The following is an 11,787-nucleotide window of genomic DNA, read 5'->3' on the forward strand; positions in this document are numbered from 1 at the left end:
TATCATTAATATATACCCTCCTGCCGCTCCATTCAAGCTATGGGTGAGTGAAAACCAGCCTCTATCGGCTGTTTTCCGCGTTCGCTTTCAACCCGTTATCGCCTGCAGAAACGTCATCGATGTGGCAGGGCGCTTCTGCGCCCCGCCTGCGGTTCTCAGACCATGCCCTCGGGCACCCATGTGGCGATCCGCTTCTCGACCGCCTTGCTCAGCTTCATCGCCTCGCGGGTCTCAGGGTCGTTGAACAGCGCATCCAGCTTCTTGCGCTTTTCGCCCACCTTGAGGCTTTCAAAGGTGTTGAGTTGATAATTGCCCTCTTTGAGACCTAGCACGGTTTTCCAGATGTCGTTGAGGTATGGCCCAGCGATGCGGCTAAAGAAGTTGTCGAATGTCGGCGTCCATACGGCGCGAATGTCGGTCTTGACCTCTTTGTCGATCAGGGCTTTCAGCTTCTTGTCACCGCCACTCAGCAGTGCCGCCAGATGCCGGATCAACTCTGCCTGAACGTGGTCGTCACCCTTCTTGCGGAACTTGCGGAACGCCTTCGCCAGATCGCGGTCAAAGGCATCACCGACCCATTCGGTGGGCGTCGTCAGGCGCTCATCCAGCGCGTAGCCGCTGGCCTCGGTGGTCGGCCAGTTCGGCACATCAGATGCGTTCAGACCGATGGGATTGTCGTATTTCGTGCCGCCTGAAACCTGAAAAGCCAGCAAGGCAAGGATCAGATCAGGATTGTTGACGGCGGCATGTTGGCGCGCGCCTGTGACCACGCGGGCCAGATCATCAACCAGCGCCTGAGACATACGCGGCTTATTGGACGCCTCGGCGGTATTGGACGTCTTGTGCTTCGATGCGGCCAGTACACAGGCAGCAACCGCCGCCTCTTTGTCCTCAGGCTTAACTAGCCCTTCGACAACACTCAACTCGCCCGAATTGCTGACATACAGGATGATCCCGGCGCAGTCCTTTTGAACGTCTGAATAGGCACCGTCCAAAATGGTTTGCAACGCCTCCAACTCAGCCTCGCCTGCCTCATCCAGCATTTCGGCCTCTGCAAGCTCGGCCAGTTCGTCATAGCGCTCGGCCTGTTCCTCGGTCAGTTTGCCTTGCTCAGCATAGATGCGAGCGCATTTCATCTGGTCGATATCGTAGCCGCCAAAGTATGTCGCATCGACAACCTCTGCCCATTTCCAACCCTGTTCCTGCCGGATCGTGCGCGCGGCCACCGCCAGCTTATCGGCGAAGCATTGGTCAAGGATTGCCTCATCATCCAGCAAGGTCTTTTCGGCAAAGAGGTCGCCAGACACACGGCCACCGGCCTCCTTGTAGGCATCCAGACCAACATATTTTGCCCGTCGATCCGACGCGCTGACCGCATCCGGTTTCAGCATGTTCTTGATCTGGTATTCCGACAGGTGACCTTTCCGGGCCTGTTCCAGCACTCGCAAAATCAGGTCGGTATCATCGCAGATCGTAAACGCAGCAGCTTCGCCGACGTTGATTTCCGTGGCAGCAAGTGCGTCGATCACCTGCTCCGGCAGGCCCGCCAATTTCAAGCGTTTGTAAACATGGGCCTCGGTCACGGCAAAGGCGCGCGCGATGCCAGCGGCGGGCGCACCGGCCTTGTCCATCTTGCCATAGGCGCGGATTTCTTCGGCAGGTGACAGGTTCTTGCGGGTGATATTCTCCGCAGTCGCCCATGTTTGGGCGGTTTCAACATCCGGCGCGATCATCACCAGCGGGTTCGCCAGTTCTGGGCGGATGCTGGCCAGGTCATCGTGCTGTTCAGCCAGATATTGAAGCGCGCGCAGGCGGCGTCCACCAGCGACGATTTCAGCGCCGCCTTTGTCGTCGGCCAGACCGGCGATGCTCTGGATCAGGCCAACAGTCCAGATGGACTCCGCCAATTCAACTACCTCGGCCTCCGGTACGATCTGGCGCGGGTTGATCGGGGAAAGTGCCAGCGATGCCAGCGGAAGGCGGGCCTCGGTTGCGGTGATCTTGGTTTGCTTAGTCATAGGGGTAACCCTTTTCTCATGGTGAAGTTTCGTGGTAAGGGTGCCCTACCCCTTCCGGGGTAGAGCGAGGCCGCTTAGACGGCTCCGTGATGTTTCAAGAAGGCGCGGGCAATCTTGCCGGAGAGGCCGCCCTTCTTGAGGTTCTTCCAAGCCAACTGACGTTGACGCTCAATGGTGTATGGGTTCATTTTCTCACCTCCTTTCCTGCGCAGGTTGCGCATCCAGCCCCGACCGCATGGCCGGGGCCGAACTCAATAATCGCTGGGGAAAAGGATGGTCAGGACGCGGCGCGTCTTGCTCAAATCGGTGGGGGCCGGTGTCCCGTACTGATAGGTCTCGTCGTACAGATCGATTTTGAACCAGACCTTGCGGCCCATGATGTCCATGGACCCCATCTCATGGGTGCCGTAGGGATCATTATCTTCGTTGAAGTCGTCATAGGTGACGATTTGGTTCAGGCATTCTGCAACAAAGCCGGGACCCATATTGTCGATAGCGGTTGTCTGAACGATAATCCCCTCCCCGCCTTCGGGCAGACCCTTGCGGAAAGCGTCGTTCTGTTGACCGATAAGGGCATAATCGACCTGACCGGGTCCAACGGTCTGATGTGCGGTTGCAGCCATAGTTGACCTCTCTTTCGTGGTGATGCGGTGGCCGATCTGCGCCCGACCTGTCCGCAAGTGGTTCGGTTTGTTCCAATGGGCCAAGGAGTGAGGGTTCACCCGAACGCCCATTGGCATTGACATCGACACCCGCACCCACCCGCGTTTTTCCCGGCGAAGGAGGGGGGCCGATGGAAAAGATCCGTTTCTGATCTGAGGACTGGGGGTCAGGCTGAAATTGGGGAAATTTGGGAGGGACCCGCGCGCTCGCGCGTGGGAGGAACCGGGATTTTCGCGATTTCTGCTTGAGGCGTACAAAAAAAGAGAAATGCGAGCCGCGCCTAGCGCGGGTCTCTCCTTGCGCCCTCCCCCTGGACCGGATCTGATACGAGAGCTTTTCGGCCCCTCGCCGCTCGGGGAAACAAGCGCAGCAGACCGCCCGGCGGTCTGCTCAGCCAATCATGAGAATGTCAGGGGTGGGGTGAGCGCGGGCGCAAGCCCGTGTCGATCCCCTACCCTGTCTACTAAATCATGCGAGCCGCGCGCCCCGCGCGGAACTCCACCGATTTAACAATGACCCGTTGCAATTTACCCACGTCACCGCACCCGTCATACGGATCGTTCCTTAACAACGGCCCAGTTTGTCAAAAGGCGGGTTGCAACCGTCAGGAGCTACTTTCACTCCATGAAAAAACTCACAGGTCGCAGGACCAAACTACCGCTGATCGCAATCAAGATGAGTAGGGCTGATCAAGTTCCAATATGTTGCCTTCAGAATCACGGACGTAAACCATCATGTGCGGCTTTTCTTCAGTGCCAAAGTTGGTGATTTGGCCCTGTAATGACCCACCAAATCGCAGCACATTATCAACTGCCTTATCTAAATCCGAAACTGAGATTGCCAGATGGCCAAAACCGGGTTCATTTACAGCAGGGACACCCCTTTGGGGTGTTTCGGTGTATTCCATGATCTCCAAGAAGGGTTCGTGATCTTTGAGGAATTCCAACCAGATGGAGTAAATGCCCGTATCTGGCAAACCATTTCCGCGAGAAAACAGTTCGCCGGAAAGCTTCTTGGGCGGACGCCTATCTACGAGGCCGAACACTCCTTTGTAGAAAGCAGACAGTTGATCAGCATCCCGCGCAGTGAGGCTTACATGTGACAATTTCAAAGCGGACTCTCCTGCTTTGCCTACAAACGACCCATCAGTTTGAACGCTACACAGGACCGGACACCCGCGCAAAGTGCCTCATTTTGCAGATTGGATTCTGAGCCCGACTTCTCGTCACATCTCATCGACGACTATTCCAGTGGAGCAGAAGCCGTTAACCGCCCAAAGGCGTTTCATCGGCGATGATCTCGCTGCAGGACACATGATTGATAGCGAAGATCTGGGTCGCTGTTGTCACCGCGTCCAGTGATGGGCAGTCCTTCCTGGAGGCGCATCACGCTTTCTCGTTACGAACTGAACATCGAGCGCCGATCTCCCAAGGGCTGCCTGGATCGATGAAGGCTCCTTGCCGATATCAACCCGAGAGAGACGTTAGCTGAACCTTGCGATATGCATCGGTTGGCCTTTTGATAGTCGAGAATTGGTTCGCAACGACGATCACGTTTCGTAGCGAAGGCCACTGGGCTTATAATTCATCGGAGGCCTACTTCAAGTTCGACAAGCGTGCAGCCGGGTTTCGGCACCTAACGGAATATACGGCACGCCAGTGACTCAATTCCAAGACAGTTGCTTTACCCACTCCCTTGCAACGATGATTGCTGACCGTTCATATGTATCATTATGATGCAGCAGCCAAACATCTCGGGCAAACTGGCCCGTTATGCTATACTGTTCCAGCTTCGTCAGGCGGCGATCATTTTGCCCAATACGGACCGGAAGCAAGGCCTTCCCGAGACCATTCGCTACAGCTTCCTGCGCCACTTCCAGAAATGACACTCGAAGTGGCGCAAGATCTCCACCGGATTGAGACCGCAGCGTTTCGGTCCATTTGGCCTGGGGTCGGCTTTGACCGTCGTCATCGTAACCAATCCACGGCAGCTCTGGTTCACTGTACTGGTCCAAATGCGCCGGGCCGAAAACGCCAAACTCCAAGCTGCCAAGTTTTTGCGCTTTGGTATTTAACCCGCCGGTCGAAGGCCGCGCAAAACGAACAGCCAGATCAGCTTCGCGACGGGTCAGGTCTACGTTGCGGGCCTCGGGCACCAGTTCAATCGTGAGGTGAGGGTGTTCATCTATCAATTTCGACAGGCTTGGAACAAGAATTTGCGAGACGATCCCGGGCACAGAGCTGATGCGAACGCTACCTGAGACAGACGCCCGATCCACCTGTTCGGAAAGTGCCTGATAGTGGCTTTCCATCTGTTCGGCGTGGTTCAGAACGGTTTTGGCGGCGTCTGTTACAATGTAGGTCCCACGACCAGTTTGAATGAAAAGCTTCGTTTCAAGCTCAGTCTCGAGCCGGGCGATCCGCCGCGAAATGGTGGTCTCGGCAACTCCCAGAATTCGACTGGCAGCGGCCAGTCGTCCCGCGCGATAAAGCGCCAGCACAAAGCGGAGATCATCCCAAGCCGTTTTCTGCATTTTTGCAGACTAGTTTTGCACAGATATTGTTTCAACTGGCAAAAACGCTGTGCAACTGTTCTAGGCATCAAATGGAGGCTTCAATGAAATACTTGGTTCTCTTTGAAGACGCAGCAGATGCTGACCCGAACATCCGAACGGAGTTCATGGATCAGCATCTAGGCTTTCTCGAAACGCACGCTGAACAGATTGATGCCGCTGGGCCGTTGAAAGCCTCTTCCGGTCAAGGGCTGGATGGCTGCTGGATCGTGGAAGCAGATAATCCGCGGGATGTTGAACACTTGATCCGTGCAGACCCGTTCTGGCCGACAGGGCTTCGAAAGGCTTATCGAATTGTGGTTTGGAAACAGGTCTTTGCCAGCGGCAATCGCCTCATCAACGTGCCGGGTTGATGCTGATATGAACACAGAGAAACCGGGTCGATGTGTCCTGTACGGTGGCGGGGTTACCCGAGCCATCGGACCTCAGATGGTCCTCAAAGAGGGCAGTCTAGACTATGAGCTGCGCGAGGTGGACGAACTGCGTGGTGATCATCGAAAACCAGACTTCTTGGCCATCAACCCTGCGGGATACATCCCAGCATTGATCACCCTGGACGGTTATGTTCTGCATGAGGCCGCTGCGATTATGCTGTTTCTGGCGGAACATCACCGAATGACCTGGCTTGTGCCCCAACCAAGCGACGAAAACCGGGGCCTATTTCTGTCACGGCTCTTCTTTCAGACTAACGACATCCAACCTTCCGTACGCCAGTACTTCAAACCTGCCGACTATACGAACAACCCAGCTGACAGCGCGGGTATCAAGGCCAGGGCGGAAGATCAGGCAATGGATCGTTGGCAGGTTTACGACCGTTTCTTGAAAAACGAAGGGCCATTTGCGTTGGGTCAGCAGTTCAGCCTCGCAGATATCCATATGACCATGTGGGCCGCCTATGGGTTGGCCCGGCCTGACGCAGTGTTGAACGCGTTCCCGGCGGTCCGCCGTTGCTTCGACTTGACTTGCGAACGCCCTAAAATCCGACCATTGGTCGATGAACTTCAAAACAAAATGATGAACTGGAACGGGGAAAGCGAACATGACATTCGCAGGTGAAGTACTGCACATTCATACAGCCGACAAAGGTGGCGCACCCATGTAGCAGCGCGATGCTGTCGAAGCTGTTGCCGGCGAAGGGTTGGACGGAGATCGCTATGCACTTGGGACCGGGTTCTATTCGCATATTGCGGATATTCGGGAAGTCACTCTGGTCGAAGTGGAAACCCTGATTGCGTTGAAAAGAGATCATGACATCGACCTTGAACCCTTTGAACACCGCAGAAACCTGACAACCCGCTCAGTACCTTTGAACCATTTGGTTGGTGTGCAGTTCCGAGTAGGTGACGTCATTCTTCAAGGTGGTCGACTGAACACTCCCTGCCGCTACTTGGATAAACTCCTGGGGAAATCTGTTTGCGATCGCCTGAGGCACAGATCTGGATTGAACTGCAGGATTATCAGATCCGGTGTTATCAGTCCCAACGATCAGATTGTTCCGATTTGACGAATAAATGATACCTTGTTTGAAGCGGATGACATTCAAACGGCACCTTTTTGGGAATGCAACGTCCTAATTCTAAACTCGGACGCGGCGCAGCACCCACGCGTCGTTCACCCCTATAGGAAATAGGGGAGCGGAACTAAGATTCAGTTCAGTCGATGTCGCTCATCGTGCGCGACAAGCACTTCAAACCAGTGGTCTGCGACGCATTCCGGAAAAATACGCCCAAAAGCTTAGAATGGCGGCGGCTGAAGAAAAGATCGTCATGACAGTCCCGGGCACAAAATGCACGAAGCCACCCAAGTCCATGAAGACGAAATAGCCGACGTCAGCGACCCAACCAACAGCGGCTGTCATAAAGATGAACATTACCGAATGACGCCAGATCATCACACCACCCAAGACTGTAAAGGCACCAATCCAAAGCAAGTTGAAGCCGTGCTGGTTCAAGACCGCGCCGACCGCTGGATGGTACTCACCCGCAAGTAGGTTTGGGTCGACCGCATCTGCAATTCCTGCCACAGCCCCGCCTGCATCTTGCGAAATTGTCATGATGCCTGCGAACATGTGGACCAGACCCCAGATGACCCATAGCACCGCAGAAATCTTGAGTGGAAGCGATGTCCGAGTATTCATGCGACTACCCTTTCGTCTGCACCCATTTGGGGATAGATAAGTTGATGTTGTCCACTTTTGATATTTTGTGGACTTTGTCAACAAAAGTGTTTCCATGCAAGACGCAGAACTGGCCCTCTTGATAGATCGCTTTATGCGACGCATCCACTTCGGCCTACAATCCAAGGCACATGCTTTCGACACCGAGAAAGTTGGCCCAGGTGGCGGCATTGTACTTCTAACTCTGTCCGATATGGGCTGTCCCAGCCTGCAAGAACTGACCAAACAGGTAGCGCGCGACAAGTCTCAGATGACACGCAGCATAAGATCGCTCGAGACGAAGGGGTTAGTGGAACGCAAACGATCGCCTGACGATGCGCGGGTTACCTTCGTGTCGTTGACGCAGGAAGGAGAACAGGTCGTCGATACGCTTAAGCGAGTCATCTCCGAGACGATTAGTGAAATCCTCCAGCCAATGTCAGAAGCGGAAGAAAACCTACTGCGAAATCTGCTGGAGAGAGCACTTCGCGACGCGGTGCCGAAATAGCCGACACGCAACACTCAGACCGCATCAAATATTGCCGTCGTTAAGCCAGCCGAGTAGGTCACGCAGCATTCGAACACCTGCAAATCATTTAGACCAACGGACTGCCCTAACCCATCATAGAGCTTTGCCATCCGATATTGAGATGCTGCCTTTCGAACCTGCCGTTAGCTGCGAGTGCAAGAAAAGAGGCTTGTTGAACCAGCGCAAACAGAGCTTTGCCTCTCGCGCTGCATCGGTCTTTCTGGGCTGATTGCGTTTAAAAACTCTAATATTTTGCTACCTATTTTTCTGCCGAGTTCCGTTTCATCAGAAAAGTCGGCTCCATTTGCGCGCAGAATCCCGTGAGCGCCTCTCACATCGCCGAACTATTGTTTTGGCCCAACCCCTTGGCTTAGTTGTCCGACTAGCGCCGTATGGCTGATTTCTTCACCAAATTTCGGCAGAATCGGAGTTTTCAACACAATCGGTTCGGTTCGGACATTCACCCTCTCGATCCTGCCGTTAAGTCTAAGGACTTGCAAAATGCAAGTTCATGTCGCATGTTCGCGGAACTTGCAAAACGCAAGCGCCATTACAAAGGAGCCGGAGAGCATGTCTCACCTGACTGCCAATCTGAATGGGTCGATCGAATTTGACATTTCGTTCGTTGCAGAAGGTGAAGCGACGGGCCTCATGCCGATCCAAGATGGAATCCGAAACCCGTTCGGAACTGTGCACGCGGGTGCGATGATCTGGTTCGCAGATGTCGTGGCGACAACGCTTGCACTTCGGGGCGAACGCCCGACGCCTGGTATGAAAGGGTTCCCTTTGGCCATCACCCTTAACGCCAACATGTTGTCCAACAGCCGGGAGGGCGCACTTCATGCAAAGGCAGAGTTTGTGAAGAAGGGTCGAACCGTTTCAACTGTACGCACAACAGTCTCCTCTGATGATGGCAGGACATTGCTCGACCTGACCACTACTCATATTGCGGCATGACGTGCATCCGCAGGAACTGTCAGGGGGAATGTCAATGAAACAAGGCAACCGATCGAGGTGTCCCATCAACCTGTCGCTGGAGATATGGGGGGATAAGTGGACCCTTCTCATAATCAGGGACATGATGTTCGTGGGAAAACGCACCTACAGCGATTTTTTGAAATCCGAGGAAGGGATATCGACGAATATCCTCGCAGACCGACTCAAGATGCTGACCGAAAAGGGCATCATAGAACAGTCTAACTCAACCCAAACCAGATCAGGCTCTGCCTACAGGCTCACTCCGAAAGGGATCAGTCTGCTCCCGATCATGGCGGAAATTTACATATGGTCGGATGCCCATTTGGATCTCACGGACGCGCTGCGCAGCCGCATCCAGGACATCAAGGATGACAAGGCTGCGTTCATTGCGGCCGTCACCGAAACGCTCATCAGGGACAACACATAGAATGCGCACGCAAACAACCCGCTACGTCGATGCCGAGACACAATTTGTTTCTGTAGATGGTACCAAGTTTGCCTATCGGACCATCGGTCCTAAATCGGGTGTCCCAATCGTGATGTTCAATCATCTTGCGGGTACAATTGACGATTGGGACCCCGCGGTCGTTGACGGGCTGGCGGCGCAGCATCAGGTTTTCACTTTCGATAATCGCGGTATTGGTGGCTCAGAAGGCGCCACCCCAAAAACGGTCGCGGGTATGGCGGATGATGGCATAGCCTTCATCAAGGCGCTGGGGCTCGAACAAGTCTGCCTGCTTGGGTTCTCTCTTGGTGGTGCCGTCGTTCAGGACATCGTCCTCAAAGAGCCCGAGCTTGCTCAAAGAATCGTCTTGGCTGGTATCGGTCCAAGGGGAGGGATCGGTATTCGTCATATTCCGGGCCAAGCCTATCGCTATCAATTGCTAAGCCTTCTGACGTTCACTGATATTCGGGTGTATTTGTTTTTTACCCGCACTGAGACCGGCAAGCGCGAGGCACGCAAGTTCCTTTCTCGCTTGAGCGAAAAGAAAACCGGACGGGTCAAAAAGGTATCAGTGAAATCGTTTCGCGCGCAGTTAGCGGCCATTGCGGAATATGCAAGCAGCGCATCGCCCGATCTGAGCCAAATTACAAAGCCAACATTCGTCGCGAACGGTGAACATGACATCATGGTGCCCAGTGTAAACTCTGCGCATCTGATGCTCGGCATCCCAGACGCACGTTTATCGCTCTATAAGGATGCAGGTCACGGTGGGATCTTCCAGTACTACGATCAGTTCGTGCAAGAATCTCTGGAGTTTTTGGGCGCATGATGTCGCCCGGTTTCTTCATGCGGATATTCGTGTGACGTGTTCAAAGGGTGTCTTGCCAGGGCCTAAGACAGGCATTGACTATCAGTTTCATCAGATGTCGCCAGTTTTTGATCGAGGCAAATGCCCTGTCTGCGGTGACGGGGCAGCTGATCAAATCAGCTTTCTATTTGTACCGAAACTGATCGTTGTACTTACACAAACGTTGAGGTCTCAGGATCGCGCCCCGGCGTCCGCGTTCTGCAAGTTCTGTCACCGGCGCGTCAGCAAGATTTGAGACACCCTGCCCAGGCATTCCGGATACCTCAGCAGCCAATGCGCATTTGCCTCGGCAGTCTTAAGGCGGCTTCAAAGAACTCAGTCTTGGCAGATCCTGAACGATGTTTTTGCCCAAGGTAATTGAGAGTCCATGCAATGCGAACGAACACGTTACGCCCAGAAGGAGCCAAACATGGAAAAGCAACTCGCAATCGAAACCTTTGACATCCCTCCGTGTGCACTGAACATGCCTTCCGACCTTAAGGCACCTGAAGGTGGTTGGACATGGCCGCATTCGACCGCGACGCTCATCTACGGGGAGAAAGATGCAGTCCTCGTCGATACGGCACCTACTTTGAAGGACGCAAAGCGCCTCGTTGATTGGATAAAAGCTTCGGGTAAACGACTGCGCACAATCTACATCACACACGGCCACTTCGATCATTATATTGGTGCGTCAATACTTCTGGAGCATTTTCCGGAAGCATCCCTTGTCGGAACCAAATCAACGATAGATTTCATCGAAGAAGAAAAGGAAACTGGGCGCGATCGCGCTATGTGGGCGTCGCTCTTTTCAGAAGAAATCGCAAAAACAGTTTCGATTCCTGAGCTTACCACCGGAACTCTCGATATCGAAGGTCATGAGATCAACGCTGTTGAAGTGGGCCAATCGGACATATCTCGATCAAGCTACGTGCACATCCCCAGCCTTGCGGCAATTGTTGTGGGCGACATAGCCTATAATCATGTGCACCCGACGTTGATTGATAGTGACCATGACAAACGTACGGCTTGGATCCAAACGCTCTCGGATCTGCTGGATCTAGAGCCGCAGATTGTCGTGGCCTCTCACCGGACCCCGGATTCAGTAAACGACATCCGCGCTATAGAAGAAACGATCGCGTATCTAAATACAGCAAATCACTTCTTGGCAGAGAAGCCATCAACCGGTGAATTTGTTGCCAAAATGATGGCTGCGTTTCCGTTACACGACAACCTATCGACGCTTTTTGTCGGTGCTGCCTCTCTGGGGCTAGATGAAGCCTCAGGTGGTTGATGATAGAGGATTACACGGTCAGATCGATATAGTCATGAAAGCTGAACGATCCGGCACAGCTCGCGCTAATCCAGTTTAACTTCCGTCAATCAAGCCGATTATAAAATAAGATTGCTCAAAGGATGTGAGGATCTGTGTTTCGAAAGATCACGTCCCCAATACTCCGCTTGTATAGCGCCGCATAATGTTTCTGCATCTAAATTGTGCGGGTCGTAGGATAAGACAAGATCGGTCACTGGTCCAGGTTAGCACCCAAGACCCATTGTATAGAAGCTACTTTGGACTA

13 protein-coding genes are annotated in these 11,787 nt (G+C 53.8%); 8 read left to right on the forward strand and 5 right to left on the reverse strand.

Annotation, left to right across the window (positions count from 1 at the left end):
• Nucleotides 1-155 precede the first annotated feature (155 nt).
• The 4 genes from ACR3EN_RS20820 to ACR3EN_RS20835 form a co-directional block, all read right to left on the reverse strand.
• Nucleotides 156-2,018: a ParB/RepB/Spo0J family partition protein gene (locus tag ACR3EN_RS20820; protein WP_480871084.1), complete on the reverse strand. Its 1,863-nt coding sequence runs from the start codon at nt 2,016-2,018 to the stop codon at nt 156-158.
• 251 nt (nt 2,019-2,269) lie between these two features.
• On the reverse strand, nt 2,270-2,641 hold the full coding sequence (locus tag ACR3EN_RS20825) for a DUF3768 domain-containing protein (RefSeq protein ID WP_480871086.1): 372 nt from the start codon (nt 2,639-2,641) through the stop codon (nt 2,270-2,272).
• A 710-nt stretch (nt 2,642-3,351) separates the two neighbouring features.
• Nucleotides 3,352-3,792, reverse strand: a complete 441-nt coding sequence (locus ACR3EN_RS20830) for a VOC family protein (protein ID WP_480825963.1) — start codon at nt 3,790-3,792, stop codon at nt 3,352-3,354.
• A 552-nt stretch (nt 3,793-4,344) separates the two neighbouring features.
• The gene (locus ACR3EN_RS20835; protein ID WP_480825965.1) at nt 4,345-5,214 is read right to left on the reverse strand and encodes a LysR family transcriptional regulator; all 870 of its coding nucleotides are present in this window, start codon (nt 5,212-5,214) and stop codon (nt 4,345-4,347) included.
• A gap of 83 nt (nt 5,215-5,297) precedes the next feature.
• Here ACR3EN_RS20835 and ACR3EN_RS20840 point away from each other — a divergent pair, with 83 nt between their 5' ends.
• The 3 genes from ACR3EN_RS20840 (at nt 5,298) to ACR3EN_RS20850 (ending at nt 6,757) form a co-directional block, all read left to right on the forward strand.
• Nucleotides 5,298-5,606, forward strand: coding sequence for a YciI family protein (locus tag ACR3EN_RS20840; RefSeq protein ID WP_480871088.1), 309 nt, complete (start codon nt 5,298-5,300; stop codon nt 5,604-5,606).
• 7 nt (nt 5,607-5,613) lie between these two features.
• On the forward strand, nt 5,614-6,309 hold the full coding sequence (locus tag ACR3EN_RS20845) for a glutathione S-transferase family protein (protein ID WP_480871158.1): 696 nt from the start codon (nt 5,614-5,616) through the stop codon (nt 6,307-6,309).
• Between the two features lie 82 nt (nt 6,310-6,391).
• A complete protein-coding gene (locus ACR3EN_RS20850) occupies nt 6,392-6,757 on the forward strand; it encodes an MOSC domain-containing protein (protein WP_480871090.1) in 366 nt (121 codons plus the stop codon).
• Between the two features lie 183 nt (nt 6,758-6,940).
• On the opposite strand, the gene ACR3EN_RS20855 is transcribed toward ACR3EN_RS20850, so the two are convergent.
• Nucleotides 6,941-7,321: a hypothetical protein gene (locus ACR3EN_RS20855; RefSeq protein WP_480861159.1), complete on the reverse strand. Its 381-nt coding sequence runs from the start codon at nt 7,319-7,321 to the stop codon at nt 6,941-6,943.
• A gap of 163 nt (nt 7,322-7,484) precedes the next feature.
• Here ACR3EN_RS20855 and ACR3EN_RS20860 point away from each other — a divergent pair, with 163 nt between their 5' ends.
• The 5 genes from ACR3EN_RS20860 (at nt 7,485) to ACR3EN_RS20880 (ending at nt 11,501) form a co-directional block, all read left to right on the forward strand.
• Nucleotides 7,485-7,916: a MarR family winged helix-turn-helix transcriptional regulator gene (locus ACR3EN_RS20860; protein WP_480861158.1), complete on the forward strand. Its 432-nt coding sequence runs from the start codon at nt 7,485-7,487 to the stop codon at nt 7,914-7,916.
• Between the two features lie 591 nt (nt 7,917-8,507).
• A complete protein-coding gene (locus ACR3EN_RS20865) occupies nt 8,508-8,894 on the forward strand; it encodes a PaaI family thioesterase (RefSeq protein WP_480861157.1) in 387 nt (128 codons plus the stop codon).
• A gap of 34 nt (nt 8,895-8,928) precedes the next feature.
• Complete coding sequence (locus tag ACR3EN_RS20870; protein ID WP_480861156.1) at nt 8,929-9,342, forward strand: winged helix-turn-helix transcriptional regulator; 414 nt, start codon at nt 8,929-8,931, stop codon at nt 9,340-9,342.
• 1 nt (nt 9,343) lies between these two features.
• Complete coding sequence (locus ACR3EN_RS20875; RefSeq protein WP_480871092.1) at nt 9,344-10,189, forward strand: alpha/beta fold hydrolase; 846 nt, start codon at nt 9,344-9,346, stop codon at nt 10,187-10,189.
• 448 nt (nt 10,190-10,637) lie between these two features.
• Nucleotides 10,638-11,501 (forward strand): MBL fold metallo-hydrolase, encoded by an 864-nt coding sequence (locus ACR3EN_RS20880; protein ID WP_480861154.1) that lies wholly within the window; start codon nt 10,638-10,640, stop codon nt 11,499-11,501.
• The last annotated feature ends 286 nt before the right edge of the window (nt 11,502-11,787 follow it).

The organism is Ruegeria sp. G7 (assembly GCF_056535465.1).